Source organism: uncultured Brevundimonas sp., from assembly GCF_963977465.1.
Classification (GTDB): domain Bacteria; phylum Pseudomonadota; class Alphaproteobacteria; order Caulobacterales; family Caulobacteraceae; genus Brevundimonas.
On sequence record NZ_CAXBOQ010000004.1, the window covers coordinates 366,917 to 388,312 of the forward strand.

Genomic DNA, 21,396 nt, shown 5'->3' on the forward strand with positions numbered 1-21,396 from the left:
TCAGCGGATCGGTCGCACCGGACCACGCACCGAAGCGCTTGCCAGCGGCAGCCACAGCAGCCGACGCCGGTCGACCGGCCCCGGCAGATCGACGTCCGGTGAGGGCGCAAAGCCGAAGCGCGAAAAATACGGCATGTCCCCGACCAGCAGCACGCCTAACGCGCCCGCCTTGCGCGCATGGTCTACACAGGCGGCCACCAGATCCGCCCCCAGTCCGGCCCGTCGGCTGCTCGCCTCGACCGCGATCGGCCCCAGGAACAGGGCGTCGGTGTCCCCGACACGGATCGGCCACAGCCGCACCGAGCCGATGACCCGGCTGTCCTCGCGGGCGACGAAACCCGCCACCGGCACCGCCTGTTCGCGCAGGCGTTCCGCCGTCTTGGCAAACCGGCCGGGACCGAACGCAGCCAGCACCACAGCCTCGACCGCCGCGGCGTCCGCGGCGGTTTCGGCGTCGATGCGCACGGTCGGGTCAGGGGCGGCGGAATGGGTCATGGGCGGGCGCTGATAGGGCCACGGCCCGACCAGATCAACCGGCTTTGGAGAAATCCGGTGCCCGCTTCTGGCTGAACGCCATAAAGGCCTCCATCGCCTCGGGGCTGCGCATCTGGCTGCCGAAGGCCTCGCCCTCGCGCTGCATCAGGGTCCACAGGTGTTCGGCGTCGCGCATCAACTGCTTGGTCTTGCGGATCGAATTGGGCGCGCGAGTCGCCAGCTTGACCGCCAGCTCCTGGGCCGTCGTGTCGACCTGATCCGCCGGAACGGCCCGATTGGCCAGCCCCCAAGCCAGGGCCGTGCGTCCGTCGATAGCCTCGCCCAAGGCAAACATTTCAAAGGCGCGATGATGACCGATCGCCGCCGGCAGCAGCATCGACGACGCCGCTTCCGGGGCCAGAGCCAGGTTGATGAACGGCGCCGACAGCAGGGCGTCCTCGGCCACCACCACCATGTCGCAATGCAACAGCAGCGTCAGGCCGATGCCGACCGCGCGCCCCTGCACCGCCGCCACCGCCGGCTTGTCCAGATCCGCCAGCGATTTCAGGAAGCGGAACACCGGCATGTCTGCGGCTTCCGCGCCCTGCGACCCCAGGGCGATGAAGTCGGCGATGTCATTGCCGGCCGAAAAGCTGTCGCCCTCGCCGCGGAACAGCAGCACCCGCACCGCGTCGTCCGTGCGCGCCCGTTCGGTCGCCTCGGCCAGCACGGCGTACATCGCCTGGGTGATGGCGTTCTTCTTCTCGGGCCGCGCCAGGGTGACAGTCAGGATGCCGCCGTCGAGGGTGGTCAGGATATGATCGGTCACGTCAGGTCTCGCTGCTTGAGGTCAAGGTCCACCAGTCCACGCCATCGGCGTCGCGGGCAACCTGTGCCCGCCCGTGTCGAACCAGATAGTTGAGATGTGCCAGACTTTCGCCGGTCGCCATGCCCAGCAACCCGTCATCAATGGCGCGAGCGAACAGGGCCCCGAATACATCCACGGCACGACAGGGCTTGGCCAGCGTCCGCTCCAGCCGCTTCAGGCCGGTCTCATGCCCCCGGATCAGGGCATCGAGCCGGGCCTGAACGCCGGTGAACGGCTCGCCGTGCGACGGCAGCACCAGCGTCGTTTCCGGAAACACCGTCTTCATCCGCTTCAGCGACACCAGCCAGTCGCCCAGCGGATCGGCGGCGGGCTCGGTCGGCCACACGGCCACGATCGACGAAATGCGCGGCAGGATCTGGTCCCCGCCCAGCAGCACATCGTCGGACTCCCGCCACAGGCAGGCGTGTTCCGGACTGTGGCCCTCGCCGATGACCACGCGCCAGGCTCCGTCGCCGATCGTCAGGACCTCGCCCTCGACCATGCGGGTAAACGCCGTCGGCAGCGGTCGAACCGCCTTGCCGAACCCGCCGAAATGCTTGCGGTAGCCGGCGACCTGATCCTCACTCCAGCCCGCGGCGTGATAGAAGACGGCCCCGTCCTCAGGGGCGGGCTGGCCCGTGTCGGCAATCAACATCCGCGCCGTCACATACTCCAGCCGCGTCATCAGCAGCGGCACCTGGAACCGCTCGCATAGCCAGCCGGCCAGACCGATATGGTCAGGATGCATATGGGTGCAGATCACCCGCTTGACCGGCCGGCCGCCCAGCGGTCCGGCGAGCGCCGCTTCCCAGGCAGCGATCGAGGCGGCCGTGTTCAGCCCGGTATCGACCAGGGTCCAGCCGTCGCCATCCTCCAGCGCATAGACATTGATGTGGTTCAGCGACATCGGCAGCGGCAGGCGCAGCCACAACACGCCCTCGGCCACGGTGGCGGCCTCGCCGGCTCCGGGCGGAGTCGGAAAGGGATAGGTCAGGCCCCGGTTGCCACCCGGAGTCTGTCGCTCGTCCGGGAGGATCACGCCGTCCGCCAAAGTCGGTCTCCTTTGAAAACCTTGCCACCATGCCTCGCCCTGCCCGCCGGGTCCATAGCGTCCGCTCTCGACCCGCCACCACGGACCTGAGCGGTAACCCGCGGACTGGACCGGACCCAACGCAGTCATCCTGCGTTCATTGCACGACCACAGACTGGTCATTTCACTGCCTTGACCGCGCCGCCCCCGGCCGCCAAGGCTGCACGCCTAAAAGTTTCTTCGAGGAGTTTTCGGTGTCCAACAGCCCTTTAATTGCCGTCATCGGCGGCGCGTTCGCCCTGTCCCTGGCGACGTTCCAGCCCGCAGCCGCCCAGTCTGCCGGACAACAGGCGACCGATCCGACCTTCCAGCCGGAGGCCTCCCAAGAGGACAACGCGCGCCGCAGTCGCAGCCGTCACCAGCGTCCGCGCGCGCCGCAGGCCCCGGCCGCTCCGGCCGCGCCGACCCCGGAAGAATTGATCGCCAGCGCCCAGGTCATTGCCACCTCGGCCGGCGTCGCCTGTCAGGTCAGCGAGGCCGCCGAACTGGGTCTGACCGTCGAACAGGAAGCCGTCTATGAAGCCGCCTGCACCACCGGCCCGGGCTATATCCTGATCGCCTCGACCCCGGCCCAGGCCGTCGATTGCGTGCTGTTGAACGGTCAGGCCAACCTCGTCCGCGCCACCGACCCGGAGGCCGATGTCGGTCAGCAATGCGCGCTACCGGCCAACCAGAACGTCGTCGCTGTCCTCCAGGCCTATGCCACGGAAGCGGGCGTCGACTGCATCGTCGACGAGGCCTCGGCCATCGGCAAGACCGACGACGGCAACCTGATGTATGAGGTCGGCTGCCAGAACAAGGACGGCTACTGGCTCGAGAAAACGACCACCGGCTGGACCACCACCGCCTGCTGGGAATTGATCGGCCGCCGCACCACCTGCCGCTTCACCCCCGCCGCCGAGTCCTACGGGGCCTGGAAGGGTATCCTGGCCGGCACCACGGCCGCCGCCTGCGACGTCCAGCAGACCCGCCTGATGGGCAAGGATGCCGCCGACCTGGCCATCTATGAGATCAAATGCGCCACCGGCGACGGCTATCTCGCCCGTGTCGGTGCCGACCATCGTGCCCAGCGCATCCACACCTGCGCCGAGGCCGTCAACATCGGCGGCGGCTGCCAGATCGGCGTGGCTCCGGCCGCAACGACCGAAGACGCCCCGGCAGCTGAAGCTCCAGCCCAGTAACTAAAGAGCGACCAGGGCCGGTCCGGCAGGCGCACGCGCCTTGCCGGACCGGCCGGCTCCGCCTAGCGTCCAGGCCATGCGCATCGCCACCTGGAACGTCAATTCCGTCAACGCCCGCCTGCCCACCGTGCTCGAATGGCTCGAGACGGCACAGCCCGACGTCGCCTGCCTGCAGGAAATCAAATGCGTGGATGAGAAATTTCCGCGCGAGGCCTTTGAAAGCCTCGGCTACAACGTCGAGACCCACGGGCAGAAATCCTACAACGGCGTCGCCCTGCTCTCGAAATTCCCGCTGTCCGAAATCCGCCGTGGCCTGCCCGGCACCGACGCCTCGGGCTTCGAGGCCGAGTTCGAACAGGCCCGCTATATCGAAGCCTTGGTCGAATGCCCGCGCCCCGTCCGGGTCGGCTGTATCTACCTGCCCAACGGCAACCCGATCGGCACGCCCAAATTCGACTACAAACTGGCCTGGTTCGACCGGCTCAACGCCCACGCCCGCGATCTGCTGACGCAGGAAGAGGCCTTCACCCTGTGCGGCGACTATAACGTCATCCCCACGCCCGCGGACGCCCGCAACCCCGAGGCCTGGACCGATGACGCCCTGTTCCAGCCCGAGTCCCGCGCCGCCTTCCGCGCCCTGAACCATCTGGGCCTGTCCGAAGCCGGGGCGTTGGGCAATCAGCCGCCGGGGACCTTCACCTTCTGGGACTATCAGGCCGGGGCCTGGCAGCGCGATCACGGCATCCGCATCGACTTCCATCTTCTGTCGCCCCAGGCCGCCGATCGCTTCCGTAGCATCGAGACCCATCGCGACGCCCGCGACATGGAAAAGCCCAGCGACCACGTCCCGGTGGTCGTCGAGCTGGAGGACTGAGGCTTGGCTGATACGCTCAGGGTCATTCTGCTGCTCGCCCTGGCCGCCGCGGCCCTGACTACCGGCGCGCTGGCCCTGGCCTGGTGGATGGAGCCCGGACGTCGTCTCGGCCGGGCCCTGCTCAAGTCGCTCGGCGTCGTTCCCGAGGCCGAGGCCCTGTCGCCCGGTGAGGGTCGCGCCGCCGGCCTGGATTTCGACGGAGCCCAGATTGCCGTCTTGTGGAACCGCGGGGCCGACGGTCTGGTCTATGGCTTCGAGGAGATCGAGGGCGGCGAGGTCATCGTCGACGGCCATGTCGTGGCCCGCATCCGGCGCGGCGAGGTGCGCAAGACGCTCGACGTGATGGCCCCCGACGCCGAGACCGTGGTGCTGCGGTTGCTGTTTTCCGACGCCCGCAACCCCGAGTTTGAGCTGTCGCTGTGGAACGCCACCCTGGCGGTCCAGACCGGCTCCCCGGCCGAGGCCATGCGGCTCGGACGGCGCTGGCTGTCGCATCTCGACGCCCTGCTGAAAGCCTGATCGGACACGCGGCCCTTCCGGTCCGGACGCCGGGGCGCTAGAACCCCGCATCCCGTCTGACCCGAGTTCCTGAGGAGCCCGCCGTGGCCCGCCTTTTCGACGCCTACATCATCGCTGACTGGACCGCCGCCGAAGGCAAGAAGCTGGGCGATCAGTCGATCTGGATCGGCGTGGCCAAGCGCGACGTGCGTTTCCGCCTGTACAGCGAGACCCACAATGCCGCGACCCGGGCCGAGGGCGAGAAGCTGCTCGCCTCCCTGCTGGCCGACCACCGCAAGCGCGGTGACCGGGTGCTGGTCGGGTTCGACTTCAACCTCGGCTTCCCCACCGGCACGGCCGAACGGCTGAAACTGACCGGCACACCATGGGCGGCGATGTGGAAATTCCTCGCCGCCAACGTCGTCGACAAGGCCGACAACAGCAACAACCGCTATCAGGTCGCGGCCAAGATCAACCGGCTGATGACCGACAACGCCTGGCCGATGTGGGGCGCGCCCGCCAGTCAGGCCCAGCGCTGGCTGACCACGACCAAACCACCCGCGGGCTCGGGCGCGGACATTCCGGAGTTCCGCGCCACCGAGATCGCTGCCCGCCGTGGCAAGCTGCACCCCAAGGCCGTCTGGCAGATGCATGGGGCCGGGGCCGTCGGCGGCCTGACCCTGGTCGGCATCCCGATGGTGCGCCGTCTGGTCGAGGCCCTCGGCACCGCTGCCGCCGTCTGGCCGTTCGGCACCGGCTGGCGTGAACTGACCGCGGAGGACGTCGAGCCGCTGTCGACCCTGGTGGTCGAGGTCTGGCCGGCCCTGTTCGAGGCCACGCCCGCCCCCGGCGAGTTCAGGGAACAGGTCCAGGTCCGCACCGCCGCCGAGGCCTTCGCCAAAATGGACGACAAGGGCACCCTCGCCCACGCCTTCGCCCCGGCCAAGGGCACCGACGAGGCCACGATCACGCAGGTCGAGAGCGAAGAAGGCTGGACCCTGGGGGCCTGATCGCCGCGGGACGTCCGGTGTGAAGACAGGCTAGGGTGGACATGCCGATAGCGGTGAGCGACCGAGTTTCATGCACGACCTGACCGCCATCGTGGCCGACATAACCGAAGAGATGCAGGCTGCCCCGGATCGTGGCCGGCCCGCCGACTACATCCCCGCCCTGGCGCGGGCCGATGTCAGCCAATTTGGCATGGCGATCGTGACCGCCGACGGCAGCGTCCATACCGGCGGCAGTGCCGATGAGCCTTTCTCGCTGCAGAGCGTGACCAAGGTCTTCGCGCTGACCCAGGCGCTGGGCCGGGTGGGCGACCAACTGTGGGACCGGGTCGGCCGCGAGCCCTCCGGCAGTGCCTTCAACTCCATCGTCCAGCTGGAATCCGAACAGGGCATTCCCCGCAATCCCTTCATCAACGCCGGTGCCATCGTGGTCTCGGATGTCAATCTTGCCCGGGGCGCGCCGCGTGCCGCCCTCGCCGAGCTGGTCAATTTTGTCCGCTATCTCGCCGACGACGACACCATTGCCGTCGATACCGAGGTCGCCGCCAGCGAGCTGGAGACCGGCTTCCGCAACGTCGCCCTTGCAAACTACATGAAATCTTTCGGCAATTTGCGCCGCTCGCCTGAGGAGGTCCTCGACCTCTATTTCGGTCAGTGCGCCATCGCCATGAGTTGCCGCCAGCTGGCGATGGCCGGTCGCTATCTAATGGCCGCCGGCCTCAACCCCACCAATGGCCACCGGGTGGTCTCGGAAGCCCGGGCCCGGCGGATCAACGCCCTGATGCTGACCTGCGGCCACTATGACGCCAGCGGCGACTTCGCCTTCCGCGTCGGCCTGCCCGGCAAGTCGGGCGTGGGCGGCGGCATCCTCGCGGTGGCCCCCGGACGCGCGTCGATCTCTGTCTGGTCCCCCGGCCTCAACGCCCAGGGCAACTCCCAGCTCGGCACCCTGGCCCTCGAGCGGCTGGCGACCCGCACCGGCTGGTCGGTGTTCGCCAGGGGGGCCGTTGCGGATAGCTGAGTCTGCGGCCACGACCGCCTTCTTGCTACCTAACCGATCAGCACCCCCGCCGCCGCCCGCGCCTCGTCCGTGATCGTCGCTCCCGCCAGCATGCGGGCGATCTCTTCCTGACGGGTGGCGGGGTCGAGGGTGTCGACCGTGGCCGTGGTCACCCCGTCGGCGTCGGCCTTGCGCACCTTCCAGTGGGCGTGGCCGCGCGCGGCGACCTGCGGACTGTGGGTGACCACCAGCACCTGGGCTCCGGTCGACAGCCGCTTCAGGCGCTGACCCACGGCCTCGGCCACGGCCCCGCCGACGCCCTGGTCGACCTCGTCAAAGATCATCACCGGCTGGCGCTGGTCGGCGCGGCTGGCCAGAGCCGCCTTCATGGCCAGGGCGAAACGCGCCAGCTCACCGCCCGAGGCAATGGCGTCCAGCGGCCCGAACGGGGTCCCGGCATTGGTGGCGATCTGGAAGCGCACGGTCTCGAGACCATGCGGCCCGCGACGGCCCTCGGCCACCGGCTCGAAATCGACGCGGAACCGGGCCCGGTCCAGCTTCAACGGCCCCAGCTCGCCCATCACCGCCGCGGCCAGCCGCTCGCCCGCCGCCTCGCGCGCCGAGCTCAGGAAGGCGGCGGCCACGTCATAGGCCTCGCGCGCCACCGACGTCGCCCGCTCCGCCTCGGTCAGGGCCTCGGCCCCGTCCTCGATCAGCCGCAGCTGGTCGCGGAACCGGCCGCGCAGCACCGGCAGCATCTCGACACTGGTCTTCAGCTTGCGGGCGGCAGCGCGCAGGGCAAACAGCCGCTCCTCGGCCTTGTCCAGCCGGCCGGGCTCGAAATCAAAGGCGGCGGCGGCGGCGTCGACCTCGGCGATCGCCTCGACCGCCTCCACCAGCGTCCGGTCGATGGCCTCGGCCGCGGCCAGCAGCCGGGCGATCACGGGGTGGTCTTCCTCCGCCCCGGCCTGCAGGGCCCGCTGGCGCGCATGTTCGACCGCGCGCAGGGCCGACGACAGCTTCTGGCTCAGCTTGTCGCCGCCCAGCGCTGTTCGCGCATCCGACAGATCGGCCAGCGCCTTTTCAGCGGCCCCCAGTATGGCCCGCTCGCCCGCCAGTTCAGTCTCTTCCTCGGCGCGCGGATCCAGCGCGTCCAGATCGGCCAGGTTCAGCGCCAGATCCTCGGCATGGGCCGCGGCCTCGGCAGCGGCGGCGCGCAGCTCGGCCAGCCGGGTGGTCGTCGCCTTCAGCGTCTCGGCCGCGCGCGCCACATCGCCCAGCTGCGGTGCCAGACCGCCATAGGTGTCCAGCAGGGCGCGGTGGGTCTTCCAGTCCAGCAGGCCGACGGTCTCGTGCTGCCCGTGCACCTCGACCAGGGCCTGGCCGATCTCGCGCAGGGCCGTGACCCCGGCGGGCTGGTCATTGATGAAGGCGCGGCTGCGCCCGTCCGTCGACAGGATGCGGCGCAGGATCAGGTCCTCCCCGACCGCCACCTCGAAGCCGCGCTCGGCGATCAGGGCGATCAGCTCGGGATCGTCCGGGGCCGAGAACACCGCCGTGGCTACCGCCTGCTTTGCGCCCTCGCGCACCAGTCCGGCGTCGCCGCGCCCGCCCAGGGCCAGACCCAGGGCGTCGAGAATGATCGACTTGCCCGCCCCGGTCTCGCCGGTCAGCACAGTCAGGCCCGCCTCCACCTCGAGATGGAGCGCGTCGATCAGGACGATGTCGCGAATGGTCAGGGCGGTCAGCATGGCGGGATGATTCGTGGCTTTCCCCATACTAGAGCGAAATCGGTTGAGTTGGACGAAGTCCAACCCGGTTCAGATTTCGCTCCAGTTTAAAGCTGGACCACCGACGGTCAGGCTCAGCCCGGAATGATCCGGCGCAGCCAGCTTTCACGCTTGCCCTCGGGGGCGACCTCGGGCCGCTGGCCCTGTTCGGTCAGCAGGGCATAGGCCTCGGAATACCAGGGGCTGCCCGGATAGTTGAAGCCCAGAACGGCACCGTTGCGCACGGCCTCGTCCTTCAGGCCGATGCTCAGATAGACCTCGACCAGACGGTACAGGGCCTCGGGCGTGTGCGAGGTGCGCTGGAACGCTTCGTTGTCGATCACCGTCTTGTAGCGGTTGATCGCCGCCAGTGGCTGGTGGCCGCGCTGGTAATAGCGACCGATCGCCATTTCCTTGCCGGCCAGCTGGTCGTTGACCATGTCGATCTTGACCGTGGCGTCGATGGCATAGGCGGTGCCGGGATAGCGGCGGGCCACGTCGCGCAGGCCCAGCAGCGCCTGTTCGGCATAGCCCTGGTCACGGCCGACGTCGGTGATCTGTTCGAAATTGCTGATCGCCTTCATATAGAAGGCATAGGCGGCCGACGGATTGCCCGGGAACAGCTGGATGAACCGGTCCGAAGCGGCGATCGCCTCGGGATAATTGTTGTTCTGATAATAGGCGTAGATCTGCATCAGGATCGCGCGCCGCGACCATTCCGAATACGGATGCTGGCGCTCGACCTCCTGGAAATAATCGACCGCATCGCTCCAGCGCTCACGCTGCAGGCGCTCGTAGCCCGTATTGTAGAGCAGCTCGACCGGCCGTTCTTCATAGGCCAGGCGGGGACGTTTGCTGGTGCCCGAGCAGGCACTCACGGCCAGAACCGAAAGCGCGACTGTCGTGACGATCAGACCGGTACGAAACTTCGAAGCAGGCAAGGGCGACCTCATGACATGCCGACGCCGGTGCGCCCCACACGGCGCTCCGGAAACACAGCGAGACCTCTACACCAGCGACAGGACCGCGCCAATGCAGACGCAAATTGAAGATATTAAGTCGCCGCGCCTTGAAGCGAGGCTGTCCCCTGATAAGAAGCGCGCTTGAAAACGCCACCTGATCTGGCGGTTTGATGACGGCAAAAGGATGACCGGCGATGAAGCTGCTTTCTGGCAATTCGAACCGGACCCTGTCCCAGGCGATAGCCACCCACCTCGACATGCCGCTGACCAAGGCCCAGGTGAAACGCTTCGCGGACAACGAGGTCTTTGCGGTCATCGAGGAAAACGTCCGCGGCGAGGACGTCTTCATCGTCCAGTCGACCAGCTACCCCGCCAACGACAATCTGATGGAGCTGCTGATCATGACCGACGCCCTGGTCCGGGCCTCGGCGCGTCGGATCACGGCAGTCATGCCCTATTTCGGTTATGCCCGGCAGGACCGGAAGACCGGCGGTCGCACCCCGATTTCGGCCAAGCTGGTCGCCAATATGATCACCCGGGCCGGCGCGCACCGGGTGTTGACGATGGATCTCCACGCCGGGCAGATCCAGGGCTTCTTCGACATCCCGACCGACAACCTGCTGGCCACCCCGGTGCTGGCTCGCGACATTCGCGAACACTATCCACGCAGCGGCGAACTGATGATCGTCTCGCCCGACGTCGGCGGCGTGGTGCGGGCCCGCTCCCTGGCCAAGCGGCTCGATGCCGACCTGGCCATCGTCGACAAGCGCCGCGCCAAGGCCGGCGAGAGCGAGGTCATGAACATCATCGGTGACGTCGAGGGCCGTCGCTGCATCCTGTTCGACGACATCGTCGATTCCGGTGGCACCCTGGTCAATGCGGCCCAGGCCCTGATGGACCGCGGCGCCGAGTCGGTTTCCGCCTATATCAGCCACGGCGTGCTGTCGGGTCCGGCCGTCAATCGCGTCACCGACGGCCCGCTCAAGGAACTGGTGATCACCGACTCCATCGAGCAACCCCACGAAGTTTTGACCTGCGACAAAATCCGCAGCGTCTCCGTGGCACCATTGATCGGCGAGGCCATCCGCCGCATCGCCAACGAGGAATCGGTGTCCAAACTGTTCGATTAACGGTCGGAAAACCCCTCCGGCCGCGTTATACAGGCCACTAGGATGCCGGTTGCCGCCGGCGTTACGCTTTTACGTGGGGTTTCATGCCTATGTTCCAGACCTCTGTACGTTCCGGTCTGTCGATCGCGGCCGTCGCCGCAACCGTGCTTCTTGCCAGCTGCGCCACGCCCGAGCCTGAGCCCGTCGCGCCGCCCCCACCGCCACCGCCGCCCGCGGTGACCCTGAACGAGGGTGTGGCCGAAGCCGCTTCCATTTATGTGACCTTCATCCGCGAGGTCGGCTCGATCCAGGCCGGCTTCCCCGACGCGGAATCGATCCAGGCCGCCATCCGGCGCGGAGCCGCCTATGAGCCGGCCCAGCTGTCGCGCGGCATGATCGCCTATGGCTCGATCCTGGCCCTGCAATCGCCCGAGTTCGTCGCCGGCGTCCGCACCTTCGGCGTCGACCCGACCCAGCGCCGGATGATGGTCGAGCGGATCATCGCTGACCCCGCCTATGCCGCCACCCTGCCGGGGGCCGACGCGGCCGCCGGTCTGATCGTCCAGGTGATCGGCAAGGATTCCGCGGCCCTGATGACCATCGCCAATGCGGTTGAGGAAGACGCCTATACCATCCAGGGCCGCGGCGACCCCCGCCGTCGCTGGGCCTCGACCCACATATCGAACCGCGAAGACCGGTTGGAGGGCGCCAAGAGCCTGTCCGCCGTCCAGATGCTGCCCTCGGCCGAGGAATCCGCCCGCTTGTTCGCGGCTGCCAACTCGGGCGCAGGCCTGTCCCTGACGGCCGCCGACGCCGGACCGCCCTACACCCCCGCCGTGGTCAACTCGCTGGCCATCGCCGCCCTGGCCGCCCTCGGGGCCGGTGGTGACGATGCCCGGGCCAACACCGAAGCCCTGGTCGTCGAATCGAACAGCGAGTTCTGCCTGAACATGTCGAAGCTGATGCTGTTCCAATGCCTGGCGGCCTCGCGTCCCAGCTATGAGGACATCTTCTGCGTCGGCCGGCACATCATGCGCGACCTGGCCACCTGCACGGCCAGTAACATCACGCCGGTGCCGCGCGTCACCCCGGCTCCGGACACGGCGGTGGCTGGTGCGAGTGGCGTTTCGACCCCGGTCGCGGCCGGAGCCGCGGCGGCATCGGCCAGCGCGATTCAGACCGCGTCACGCTAGAATTTCATCACCGCGCACTGCCCGTATGCGACCCTGTCGCGCACGGGCAGTTGCGTACCTGCCCTTGAGCGTGTAATGACCCGCGCTCTTGAATTCGAGGGTCCAAGACCCCGCCGCGCGGGCCTGCCCAGCGGCGTTTGTGTTATTGAGGCGAGCCAGATGGCCGAGATCATCCTGAACGTCGACGTCCGTGAAGGCGTCGGCACTGGCGGCGCCCGCGCCGTGCGTCGTACCGGCGGAGTGCCGGGAATCCTGTACGGTGGCGACAAGGCCCCCGTATCCATTTCGGTGAACGAGAAGGACTTCCGCAAGTCCCTCTACACCGGCAAGCTGCTGGGCCATCTGGTCACGCTGAAGTACGGCGACGAGAGCCAGACCGTCATCGCCAAGGCGGTGCAGTTCCATCCGGTCTCGGATCGTCCTCTGCATTTCGACCTGATGCGCGTCGACATGAAGCAGATCATCAAGATCGAAGTGCCGGTTCACTTCATCAACCAGGATCAGTGCGAAGCCTTCCGTCAGGGCGGTTCGCTGGAAATCGTCCGTCACACGGTCGAGGTCTCGGTCCGCGCCGACCACATTCCGGAAGACCTGACGGTCGACCTGTCGAACCACAAGCTGGGCGACTCGATCCGTATCTCGGACATCAAACTGCCCAAGGGCGTTGAGCCCGCGATCGCTGACCGCGACTTCATGATCGCCGCGATCAAGGTCTCTTCGGCTGCCATGTCCGAAGCCGCCGACCAGGCCGCCGATGCCGAAGCTGCCGAGGCCGAAGCCGAATCCGTCGAGGTTCCGGCCACCGCCCAGGGCGATGAGGTTGCTACCGAGGAAGACGACAAGTCGGAAGACTGATCGTCCCGCGATTGACTGTTGTGGAGCGGCCCATTCCTTTGCTGGAGTGGGCCGTTTCCATTTCCGGAGCTGAGCGATGATCATCCTGGCCGGGCTCGGCAATCCGGGCCCCAAATACCAGAACAATCGGCACAACATCGGCTTTATGGCCGTCGACACCATCGCCCGACGCTGGCGCTTCGGTCCCGAGCGCGCCAAATTCCAGTCGGTCATCAGCGAGGGCGAGATCGACACGCCCGACGGCCCGGTTCGGGCCCTGCTGATGAAGCCCCAGACCTATATGAACGAGAGCGGCCGCGCCGTCGGCGAGGCTGCCCGCTTCTACAAGATCCCGCCGTCCGACATCATCGTGTTCCACGACGAGATCGACCTGGCGCCCGGGCGTTTCCGCATGAAGACCGGGGGCGGGGCGGCGGGCCAGAACGGTGTCCGCTCGTTGATCAGCCACCTGGGTGCCGATTTCCGCCGCGCCCGTCTGGGCATCGGCCATCCCGGCGAGAGCCATCTGGTCATGCCCCATGTGCTGGGCGATTTTCACAAGGCCGAGCAGCCCTGGCTCGAGGCCCTGCTGAATGCCGTGGCCGATGCCCTGCCCTTCGCCGCCGCCGGTGATGACGAACGCTACCAGGGCGAGGTCATGCGCCTGGCCCCGGCCCCGAAATTCAGCCCGCGTCAGGCCGCTCGCGACGTCTGAGCCCGCCACAGAGCGCGACAACAAACACCTTTCGGGGGCATCGTCCTTATCGCTGCCATCGTCTAGGTTCAGAAGAGAATGAATCTGATGTCCGATGTCCTGCGCATACGTGTGGCCCGGGATCGTAGGTCGGTGTCCCGGGGGGCACCGAAAGGAGTTTTGCCATGATGCGTTTTCTGACCGCCGCCGTTGTCCTGTTCGGCGTCGCCGCCTGCCAGCCGGGCGAGCCTGTCGCCACCAAGAGCACGGTCGATACCGACGGGGTCCGTAATGTCATCAGTGCCACCGGGGCCTGGTGCCGGCCGACGCCGAACGGTGCCCAGGCCGGGGCCTGTTATCTGACGCTCAAATCCTCCGCCGGTGATCGCCTGACCGGCGTGGCCACCCCCGTGTCGACCGCGACCCAGATCCACAACATGACGATGGAAGACGACGTCATGCGGATGGGCGAGATGGCCGAAGGCCTGCCCCTGCCCGCGGAACAGTCCGTGGCCCTGGCCCCGGGCGGCGTGCACCTGATGCTGGTCGGACTGACCGCGCCGCTGGTCGCCGGCCAGGCCGTGCCCCTGACCCTGGGGTTCGAGAAATCGCCGGCCATGACCGTCCAGGCCGAGGTGCGTCAACCGGTTCCCGCCGCCGGAACCGCCCCCGCTGCGGCCCCCGCGACCCCGCCTGCCGACAAGCCCTGACCCCTCGCTGCAAGCGCGCCCCTGACAAACCGACCGCGACCGGCTAAAGGCTCGCGCTCACGAGGATTACCATGGCTCTTAAAGTCGCGATCGTTGGACTGCCGAATGTCGGCAAGTCCACCCTGTTCAATGCCCTGACCAAGACGGCGGCGGCCCAGGCCGCCAACTATCCGTTCTGCACCATCGAGCCGAACACCGGCGACGTGGCGGTCCCGGAGCCGCGCCTGCAGGCGCTGGCCGACATCGCGGGCTCCAAAGAGATCATCCCCTCGCGCATCACCTTCGTCGACATCGCCGGCCTGGTGCGTGGCGCATCCAAGGGCGAGGGTCTGGGCAACCAGTTCCTGGCCAACATCCGTGACTGCGACGCCGTGGCCTTCGTCGCCCGCTGCTTCATCGATGACGACGTCACCCACGTCGAGGATCGCATCGATCCGGTCAGCGATCTCGAGATCATCGAGACCGAGCTGATGCTGGCCGACCTCGAAAGCCTCGAGAAGCGGGTCGGCAACGTCGAGAAGAAGGCCAAGGGCGGCGACAAGGAGGCTCAGACCACCCTGCGCCTGATCAACCTCGCCCTCGAGCCCCTGCGTGCCGGCAAGCCCGCGCGGACGGCCAAGGTCGACAAGGAGGACGAGAAGGCCTGGCACATGCTGCAGTTGCTGACCTCCCTGCCCGCCCTCTATGTCTCCAACGTCGACGAAGCCTCGGCCGACAAGGGCAATGACCTGTCGGCTCTGGTCGCCAAACGCGCCGCCGAGGACAACGCCAACTCGGTCGTCATCTCGGCCAAGATCGATTCCGAACTGGCCGTGCTCGACGAAGACGAACAGAAGGAATTCCTCGAAGGCCTCGGCCTGGCCGAGCCGGGCCTGAACCGCCTGATCCGCGAGGCCTACAGCCTGCTGGGTCTGCAGTCCTATTTCACCGTCGGTCCCAAGGAAGCCCGCGCCTGGACCATCCCGGTCGGTGCCACCGCCCCCCAGGCCGCCGGTGTGATCCACACGGATTTCGAAAAGGGCTTCATCCGCGCCGAGACCATCGCCTACGACGACTTCGTCACCCTGAAGGGCGAGGCCAAAGCCCGCGAGGCCGGCAAGCTGCGCGCCGAGGGCAAGACCTATGTGGTCAAGGACGGCGACGTCCTGAACTTCCTGTTCAGCGGCTGACGACGGACGGGCGCTGCGGCACCAAGGGGACTCTGGCCGGCCTTCGCCAGTCGGCCCTTCGTCGTCGCCCGGCTACGCAGGTCCTTCCGCCGCCGTGGGAAGATTGCCGGCACGACGGCGCGCGCGCAGGTAGATGATCGGCGTCACCAGCGTCCGCAGGACCGAGAGCGCGAACGCCAGCCCGTACAGTCTTATGCCCACGAGAAAGATATCGCCGTTGATGGTGGCCGAGGTCAGCGGCTCGGCGATGATGACGCGGGTGATGGACCGCAGGTCATCAGGCCCGAGGAAGAACAGGAAATAGCCGATCGAGCCGGCGATCCCTTCGCGCAGGAAGGTCTCGATCGCCTCCACTGCGCCAAAGTCGCCGAACAGCGTCGCCTGCACCGGCTGCGGCGCATAGGCGTAGCTCGTGCCGATGAGCGCGAAGATGGCCAGAAACATAGCCAGCCGCGCCGCATAGACCCCGGAGAGTAGCGCCACGGTTTGAACCGGCCGCAACCGCTGGAGCAGTGAGGCCCGTTTCCGATCGTCATCACCGACGGCGGGAATGAGATCGGGAAACGTTGCACTGACGATCGAGAGGAATTTTCCGATCAGGTCGGCCAGGACGATCGCCAGCACCAACAGGAACAGGATCGACGAGACGCTTCGCTCGGCCAGCAGCGTGTTGATCGTCTCGGAGACGCCGAGGACCGCCACGATGGCGATGATGACGACGGAAATTATCGAGCCTTCGATCGTGCGTCGGACAAGATTGAAGATCCCCAACATCGCGCCCCCCGGTGCGTAACAAAACTGGCCGTCATCTGTAACACAGGGCCCGCCCGGGTCCGACTCAGCGCCCACGGGATCGAGGCGACGACAAGGTTGCACCGCACAATGAGGCTTGACGACCTCGTCCTCCTTGGTCCAGCTTGGGCTCACTCATCAAGACCGACCGAGGGATAGGCCCTTTGACGTCGGGGCAACCTGTCAGGATCCACCCGATCCGGACGAAGGTGCCAACTCCTGCGGGGCTTTTCGGAGCCACGAGAGATGAGTGAAGGTCCCCGGCCCGCATCAGGGCTGAGTGTCTTCACGGGTCTTCTCAGCCGTTCGGGTCTCGATGAGCGGGACTTTGACGACCATGACCACGACCGCCCCTCCCCGTTTTGAAACCCTGGCCCTGCACGCCGGCTATGCGCCCGACCCGACCACCCGGTCGGTCGCCGTGCCCATCTATCAAACCACCAGCTACGCCTTCGACGACACCCAGCACGGGGCCGACCTGTTCGACCTGAAGGTGGCGGGAAACATCTACACCCGCATCATGAACCCGACCTCGGACGTGCTGGAGCAACGTCTGGCGGCGCTGGAGGGCGGGGTCGCCGCCCTGACCGTGGCCTCGGGCATGGCCGCCATCACCTATGCGATCCTGACCATCGCCGAGGCGGGCGACAACATCATCGCCACCGGGGCCCTGTACGGTGGCACCTACAACCTGTTCGCCCACACCCTGCCCCAGTACGGCATCGAGGTGCGTTTCATCGACGCTGAAGATTTCGCAGCGGTGGCGGCCAATACCGACGCCCGCACCAAGGCGGTGTTCTGCGAATCCATCGGCAATCCGCTGGGCAATGTCGTGGACTTCGCCGCCCTGGCCGAGGCCGCGCATGCGCAAGGCCTGCCGCTGATCGTCGACAACACCGTACCGACGCCCTATCTGACCCGGCCGATCGAGCACGGGGCCGACATCGTCGTCCACGCCCTGACCAAATACATCGGCGGCCACGGCACCAGCATCGGTGGGGCCATCGTCGACGGCGGCACCTTCCCCTGGGCTGAGCACAAGGTCCGCTTCCGTCGCCTGAACGAGCCGGAAGTCTCCTATCACGGCGTGGTCTATACCGAGGCGTTCGGCCCCGCCGCCTTCATCGGCCGGGCGCGGACGGTCCTGCTCCGGAATACCGGCGCGGCCATCTCGCCGTTCAACAGCTTCCTGATCCTGCAGGGGCTGGAGACCTTGGCCCTGCGCATGGATCGCCACGTCGAGAATGCCACCGCCGTCGCCAAATGGCTGAAGGCCCACCCCAAGGTCGACTGGGTCAACTATGCTGGATTGGCCGAACACCCGGACCACGCCCTGGTCCAGAAATATTTCGGCGGCAAGGCCTCGGGCCTGCTGACCTTCGGCGTCAAGGGCGGGCGCGAGGCCGGCGCGCGCTTCCAGGACGCGGTCAAGGTCTTCGTCCGGCTGGTCAACATCGGCGACGCCAAGTCGCTGGTCTGCCACCCGGCCTCGACCACCCACCGCCAGCTGTCGCCGGACGAACTGAAGAAGGCGGGCGTGACCGAGGACACGGTGCGTCTGTCGGTCGGGATCGAACATATCGACGACCTGATCGCCGATCTGGACCAGGCGCTGGCGGCGGTCTGACCACGCGCGCGCCGCTCATCCCGGCATCCACCGGGGTGAGCGGCAGGATTCGGCCCTACTGCCGCGCCGCGTCGCTTGCGGCGCGAATGGCCCCGAACTCGGACTCCGGCTTCCAGCCGGGCCAGTCGTGGCTGTTCGCGAGGTCGAGACCCAGATGATACAGCAGCGTCAGGTTCTCGACCGCCGAGGTCAGGTCCCAGTTCGCCGACCATTCGTCGCTGGGCTTGTGATAGTCGGCCGCGAACTTGGCCCGCCACGCGGCCTCACCGGCGGTCAGACCACCATCGACCCAGTCCCAGCCGTGCCACGGCATGATCGCCGGCACGCCCATCCGGGCGAACGGGAAATGGTCGGACCGGTAATAGAAATTCTGTTCCGGCATGTGATCGTCGGAGACATAGCGGCCCTGGGCTGCGGCCAGCACCTCGAGCCGGTCTTCCAGATCATTCTGCCCCTTGCCGAAGATCGGCACATCCCGCGTCGGACCCGACAGCGGCAGCATGTCGATATTGATGTCCGCCACCGTCGTCTCCAGCGGCCAGACCGGGTCGGCGGCATAGCCGAACGCCCCCAGCAGCCCCATCTCCTCGGCCGCCATATGGGCGAACACGATCGAGCGTTTCGGCCGCGGTGCGGCGCTCAGCTGGCGCGCCATCTCCAGCACGCCGATGGTGCCCGAGGCATTGTCCCAGGCCCCGTTCCAGATGTTGTCACCGGCGACGCCCGGGTGCTGCGCGGGACCACCGACATGGTCCCAGTGGGCCGAATAGATGATGGTCTGGTCCGGATGCTCGGTCCCGGGAATGCGGGCCAGCAGATTGTGGGTCACCAGCGTCTGGATGGTCTCCGCCACATCGACCGACAGGGTCACGCCGTGCACCGGAACCGCCTTGAAGGTCCCGCTGGCGATGTTCGCGATCTCGCCGATGTCCATGCCGGCCGCTGCGGCCCAGGCCTCGGCCGTGTCGTGCGGCACCGTGCCCGAGAATTCCAGATCGGCCGCGCCCGGCGTCAGGGTGCGGGTGCGTCCCCCACTCCGGACCGCGCGCTGCCAAACCGGCAACGAGGCCGGCTGCAGGACCAGAGTAATGATGCCGACGGCACCGCGGCGGAAGGCTTCGTCGGCCTTGTACTCGTCGGACTCATAGTTGGTCGTATAGGCCCCGTTGAAGCGCTCACCCGCAGGCTCGCCAGCGACGACGATGACGACCTTGCCGTGCACATCGACATCCCCGTAGTCGTCCCACTGGCGTTCGGGCGCATGGATGCCGTGGCCGACGAATACGAGTCCCGCGTCCCGGATCGTGGCCCGGCCGTCATTGGTGATCGCGCGCAGAACGATGTCCGTACCCGGCGTCAGCGCATGCACTGACCCGTCCGGGCCGGTCCAGCTGGCCGTGGCCCAGGCGACCGGCGTGTAACGCTTCAACTCGATGTGCTGCAGCCAGTTGCCGTCCGGACCACCCGGCTCCAGCCCCATGGCCTCATACTGGGCCTGCAACCAGGACAGGACCATCCGCTCGCCCTCGGTGCCGGGATAGCGCCCCTGATAGGCGTCGGCACTGATGGTCCGGATACCCTCGCTCAGACTAGCGGCTGAAAAATCCTGGGCCAGCGCCACGCTGGCGGCGAACACCAGCGCGGCCGCGGCAACGCCGCCACCAACCATCTTGCGAAACATGCGGAAAACTCCATCCCTGGTACAGATCGTCGAACACTCTAGAACCGCTCTACGAGATCACCCGTTACGTTTTCGTCATCGTCTGATGACGGCCGGTTCTGAAAAATGCCGTTCTATCATAGTAGCTTACGGTTGAATTCTTCGGGACAAAAAGCTGTGCTAGGATGGGGTTCGTTGATCAACAGGGCTTCACCCAGGATAATTTCAGAATCCACCACTGGAGGAATGGCGTTGAACCAGCCGAATTCCCACTTCCCGACCGACCCCGGTCCGCAAACCGCACCCGGTCTCTTCGCCTCACCGTCCCAGGTCTGGAACGGTCAGGCACCGTTGCCTGTGGTCTTCTGGGGCTATGGTGTGTTCGTCAGCCTGCTGCTGATCTCGGGCTTCATCGCGGCGCTCTATAACAACACCCTCTGGCTGCAACAGACGCTGCTCGTCGTCACCCTAGCCTACACCCTGTGGGTGCTGGTGGGCATCTGGCGGTCCCCGCCCAGTGAAACGTCAGTCTGGTGGCTGATCGCCAGGGCACTGACGGTCGCCTGGGCCGTCAACATCGTCCTCGTCACCGGCTTTCTTCAGCTGAATATTCTCGAGACCGCGCTGGGCCTATAGGGGCCCGACCGCGTCCCGACTCTGCCGCTGGACTCGCAGGCCCCGCCAGATACTGGCGACCAGCCCGCCTGCCGTGGCGACCCAGGCCGCCAGCGCGATCCAGACCATCGTCTCGGCGATGACCCTCAACGCCGGGATCTCCGCCACCAGTGACAGGCGCAGGCTGGCCAGCGCATACATGCCCAGCGGAAACACCAGACTCCACAGCATCGGCGTATAGACCAGCGGCGCGCGGCGCACGCCATGTTTCCACAGACCGAACAGGATCAGCAACGGAATCCACCATGTGCCCCACGCCCACATGATCAGGGTCACACCATCGATGAACGGCCGCATCGAGAGCAGGAAGGGTACCCCGCTGTCCGACATGATCAGGACCGATCCGGCATTGGTGCTGATGGCCGCCGCGCCCATGACCACCCACAACAACGGCGTGATGTCCTCGGACTCCACGTCGAAGAAGAAGATGCGGTAGGCGAACAGGGTGATGAAGATGCCGTAGAGGCCCAGCCCTACCCCCCACAGCATGTGCAGCAGCACGAACAGAAGCGGGGCCATCTCCCCTTGGGCCGGGGCCAGGATCGCCCCCAGAATGACCAGCGATTCCGTGCCCACGATCGCGATCAGCCAGCCGCCATGGACCACGTTCGCACCATGGGCCGTGTTGAGAAACGTCAGCACGGCAAAGCTGAAATAGCTGAGGCAGAGCCATACGACGAGGGCGAACCCCCACATCGCCAGCGCCGCCTGATCGAAGCCGCGCAGGCTCATACCGATCCCCAGCACATCGCTGGCGGCCACGATGGTGAAGAACGAGAACACCAGCGCCGGATTGGTCAGGTCAGCCCAGATCGCCTGCCTGAACCGCAACACGCGCAGCAGCGTCAGCAGCACCAGCCAGACATAGGCGAACAGATTGATGACGAACAGCGCCTTCGACAGCGCCAGATGGCCTTCGAAATACAGGGTGTTGGAAATGATGCCCGTGGCCATCACCAAGGCGAAATAGCCGGGAAACAGGCCCCTGACCTGGGATCGCAGCCAGGACACGCCGCCCTGTGCCATGGCCGTGACCCCCGAACTGACCCGCGGGGTCGGCATCGGCGTTCAGGTCCGGGTCCGGGCAGGACCGGTCCCGACATCCACGATCGAACAGGGCTGCGCGTGCCGCATCGTCAGGCCCTCCACCAGAGATGACCCACGACCATAACAACGCCCGCGCCCGGGCCGCATGATGATTGTCAATCTG

At 66.9% G+C, this 21,396-nt stretch carries 20 protein-coding genes, 1 pseudogene and 1 riboswitch; of the genes and pseudogenes, 13 read left to right on the forward strand and 8 right to left on the reverse strand.

Features of this window, described 5'->3' with window-relative positions:
* From AAC067_RS10915 to AAC067_RS10925, 3 genes are read right to left on the reverse strand one after another with little or no spacing between them, the layout of a single operon-like run.
* A complete protein-coding gene (locus AAC067_RS10915; protein WP_339932401.1) occupies window positions 1–495 on the reverse strand; it encodes an N-acetyltransferase in 495 nt (164 codons plus the stop codon).
* A gap of 34 nt (window positions 496–529) precedes the next feature.
* Complete coding sequence (locus AAC067_RS10920; protein WP_339932403.1) at window positions 530–1,303, reverse strand: enoyl-CoA hydratase; 774 nt, start codon at window positions 1,301–1,303, stop codon at window positions 530–532.
* Between the two features lies 1 nt (window position 1,304).
* Window positions 1,305–2,393: an MBL fold metallo-hydrolase gene (locus tag AAC067_RS10925; RefSeq protein WP_339932405.1), complete on the reverse strand. Its 1,089-nt coding sequence runs from the start codon at window positions 2,391–2,393 to the stop codon at window positions 1,305–1,307.
* Window positions 2,394–2,626: 233 nt separating this feature from the next.
* Between AAC067_RS10925 and AAC067_RS10930 the strand changes: the two genes are divergently transcribed.
* The 5 genes from AAC067_RS10930 to AAC067_RS10950 all read left to right on the forward strand — a co-directional run bounded on the left by AAC067_RS10930 (window position 2,627) and on the right by AAC067_RS10950 (window position 7,013).
* A complete protein-coding gene (locus AAC067_RS10930) occupies window positions 2,627–3,613 on the forward strand; it encodes a hypothetical protein (protein WP_339932407.1) in 987 nt (328 codons plus the stop codon).
* Between the two features lie 76 nt (window positions 3,614–3,689).
* Window positions 3,690–4,487 (forward strand): exodeoxyribonuclease III, encoded by a 798-nt coding sequence (gene xth, locus AAC067_RS10935; protein ID WP_339932409.1) that lies wholly within the window; start codon window positions 3,690–3,692, stop codon window positions 4,485–4,487.
* Between the two features lie 3 nt (window positions 4,488–4,490).
* The gene (locus AAC067_RS10940) at window positions 4,491–5,006 is read left to right on the forward strand and encodes a hypothetical protein (RefSeq protein WP_339932411.1); all 516 of its coding nucleotides are present in this window, start codon (window positions 4,491–4,493) and stop codon (window positions 5,004–5,006) included.
* Between the two features lie 83 nt (window positions 5,007–5,089).
* On the forward strand, window positions 5,090–5,995 hold the full coding sequence (locus AAC067_RS10945) for a cobalamin biosynthesis protein CbiG (RefSeq protein ID WP_339932413.1): 906 nt from the start codon (window positions 5,090–5,092) through the stop codon (window positions 5,993–5,995).
* A gap of 70 nt (window positions 5,996–6,065) precedes the next feature.
* Window positions 6,066–7,013 carry a glutaminase gene (locus AAC067_RS10950; protein WP_339932415.1) on the forward strand — a complete coding sequence of 316 codons (948 nt, stop codon included), beginning with the start codon at window positions 6,066–6,068 and terminating at the stop codon, window positions 7,011–7,013.
* Between the two features lie 29 nt (window positions 7,014–7,042).
* Here the strand turns inward: AAC067_RS10950 and recN are convergent, their stop codons facing one another.
* Together recN and AAC067_RS10960 are read right to left on the reverse strand one after the other, a co-directional pair.
* Window positions 7,043–8,743: a DNA repair protein RecN gene (recN, locus tag AAC067_RS10955; RefSeq protein WP_339932417.1), complete on the reverse strand. Its 1,701-nt coding sequence runs from the start codon at window positions 8,741–8,743 to the stop codon at window positions 7,043–7,045.
* 113 nt (window positions 8,744–8,856) lie between these two features.
* Entirely contained in the window at window positions 8,857–9,714 is an 858-nt protein-coding gene (locus AAC067_RS10960; RefSeq protein ID WP_339932418.1) for an outer membrane protein assembly factor BamD, read from the reverse strand.
* Window positions 9,715–9,917: 203 nt separating this feature from the next.
* Here AAC067_RS10960 and AAC067_RS10965 point away from each other — a divergent pair, with 203 nt between their 5' ends.
* The 6 genes and pseudogenes from AAC067_RS10965 to ychF all read left to right on the forward strand — a co-directional run bounded on the left by AAC067_RS10965 (window position 9,918) and on the right by ychF (window position 15,432).
* On the forward strand, window positions 9,918–10,853 hold the full coding sequence (locus AAC067_RS10965) for a ribose-phosphate pyrophosphokinase (protein WP_339932420.1): 936 nt from the start codon (window positions 9,918–9,920) through the stop codon (window positions 10,851–10,853).
* 89 nt (window positions 10,854–10,942) lie between these two features.
* Window positions 10,943–12,025: a hypothetical protein gene (locus AAC067_RS10970; protein ID WP_339932422.1), complete on the forward strand. Its 1,083-nt coding sequence runs from the start codon at window positions 10,943–10,945 to the stop codon at window positions 12,023–12,025.
* Between the two features lie 159 nt (window positions 12,026–12,184).
* Window positions 12,185–12,793, forward strand: a pseudogene (locus AAC067_RS10975) (50S ribosomal protein L25/general stress protein Ctc); the annotation flags it as partial.
* Window positions 12,794–12,956: 163 nt separating this feature from the next.
* Window positions 12,957–13,574: an aminoacyl-tRNA hydrolase gene (gene pth, locus AAC067_RS10980; RefSeq protein WP_339932424.1), complete on the forward strand. Its 618-nt coding sequence runs from the start codon at window positions 12,957–12,959 to the stop codon at window positions 13,572–13,574.
* Between the two features lie 164 nt (window positions 13,575–13,738).
* Complete coding sequence (locus tag AAC067_RS10985) at window positions 13,739–14,263, forward strand: copper chaperone PCu(A)C (RefSeq protein ID WP_339932426.1); 525 nt, start codon at window positions 13,739–13,741, stop codon at window positions 14,261–14,263.
* A gap of 71 nt (window positions 14,264–14,334) precedes the next feature.
* Window positions 14,335–15,432 carry a redox-regulated ATPase YchF gene (ychF, locus tag AAC067_RS10990; RefSeq protein ID WP_339932428.1) on the forward strand — a complete coding sequence of 366 codons (1,098 nt, stop codon included), beginning with the start codon at window positions 14,335–14,337 and terminating at the stop codon, window positions 15,430–15,432.
* 72 nt (window positions 15,433–15,504) lie between these two features.
* On the opposite strand, the gene AAC067_RS10995 is transcribed toward ychF, so the two are convergent.
* Window positions 15,505–16,359, reverse strand: coding sequence for a hypothetical protein (locus AAC067_RS10995; RefSeq protein ID WP_339932430.1), 855 nt, complete (start codon window positions 16,357–16,359; stop codon window positions 15,505–15,507).
* Window positions 16,357–16,477: riboswitch (SAM riboswitch) on the forward strand. (Overlaps the previous gene by 3 nt.)
* A gap of 84 nt (window positions 16,478–16,561) precedes the next feature.
* Here AAC067_RS10995 and AAC067_RS11000 point away from each other — a divergent pair.
* The gene (locus AAC067_RS11000) at window positions 16,562–17,851 is read left to right on the forward strand and encodes an aminotransferase class I/II-fold pyridoxal phosphate-dependent enzyme (RefSeq protein ID WP_339932432.1); all 1,290 of its coding nucleotides are present in this window, start codon (window positions 16,562–16,564) and stop codon (window positions 17,849–17,851) included.
* Between the two features lie 55 nt (window positions 17,852–17,906).
* Here the strand turns inward: AAC067_RS11000 and AAC067_RS11005 are convergent, their stop codons facing one another.
* On the reverse strand, window positions 17,907–19,532 hold the full coding sequence (locus AAC067_RS11005) for a M28 family peptidase (RefSeq protein WP_339932434.1): 1,626 nt from the start codon (window positions 19,530–19,532) through the stop codon (window positions 17,907–17,909).
* A 231-nt stretch (window positions 19,533–19,763) separates the two neighbouring features.
* Here AAC067_RS11005 and AAC067_RS11010 point away from each other — a divergent pair, with 231 nt between their 5' ends.
* A complete protein-coding gene (locus tag AAC067_RS11010; protein ID WP_339932436.1) occupies window positions 19,764–20,147 on the forward strand; it encodes a hypothetical protein in 384 nt (127 codons plus the stop codon).
* Here the strand turns inward: AAC067_RS11010 and AAC067_RS11015 are convergent.
* Entirely contained in the window at window positions 20,142–21,248 is a 1,107-nt protein-coding gene (locus tag AAC067_RS11015) for a tellurite resistance/C4-dicarboxylate transporter family protein (RefSeq protein WP_339932438.1), read from the reverse strand. The genes AAC067_RS11010 and AAC067_RS11015 overlap by 6 nt on opposite strands.
* Window positions 21,249–21,396 lie beyond the last annotated feature (148 nt).

Bases quoted from the DNA above. Each gene is read 5' to 3' on its own strand.
- AAC067_RS10950 (WP_339932415.1), top strand. From the start codon at position 6,066: ATGCACGACCTGACCGCCATCGTGGCCGACATAACCGAAGAGATGCAG.
- AAC067_RS10960 (WP_339932418.1), bottom strand. From the start codon at position 9,714: ATGAGGTCGCCCTTGCCTGCTTCGAAGTTTCGTACCGGTCTGATCGTC.
- AAC067_RS10970 (WP_339932422.1), top strand. From the start codon at position 10,943: ATGTTCCAGACCTCTGTACGTTCCGGTCTGTCGATCGCGGCCGTCGCC.
- ychF (WP_339932428.1), top strand. From the start codon at position 14,335: ATGGCTCTTAAAGTCGCGATCGTTGGACTGCCGAATGTCGGCAAGTCC.
- xth (WP_339932409.1), top strand. From the start codon at position 3,690: ATGCGCATCGCCACCTGGAACGTCAATTCCGTCAACGCCCGCCTGCCC.
- AAC067_RS10915 (WP_339932401.1), bottom strand. From the start codon at position 495: ATGACCCATTCCGCCGCCCCTGACCCGACCGTGCGCATCGACGCCGAA.
- AAC067_RS11005 (WP_339932434.1), bottom strand. From the start codon at position 19,532: ATGTTTCGCAAGATGGTTGGTGGCGGCGTTGCCGCGGCCGCGCTGGTG.
- AAC067_RS11000 (WP_339932432.1), top strand. From the start codon at position 16,562: ATGACCACGACCGCCCCTCCCCGTTTTGAAACCCTGGCCCTGCACGCC.
- AAC067_RS11015 (WP_339932438.1), bottom strand. From the start codon at position 21,248: ATGCCGACCCCGCGGGTCAGTTCGGGGGTCACGGCCATGGCACAGGGC.
- AAC067_RS10985 (WP_339932426.1), top strand. From the start codon at position 13,739: ATGATGCGTTTTCTGACCGCCGCCGTTGTCCTGTTCGGCGTCGCCGCC.
- pth (WP_339932424.1), top strand. From the start codon at position 12,957: ATGATCATCCTGGCCGGGCTCGGCAATCCGGGCCCCAAATACCAGAAC.
- AAC067_RS10965 (WP_339932420.1), top strand. From the start codon at position 9,918: ATGAAGCTGCTTTCTGGCAATTCGAACCGGACCCTGTCCCAGGCGATA.
- recN (WP_339932417.1), bottom strand. From the start codon at position 8,743: ATGCTGACCGCCCTGACCATTCGCGACATCGTCCTGATCGACGCGCTC.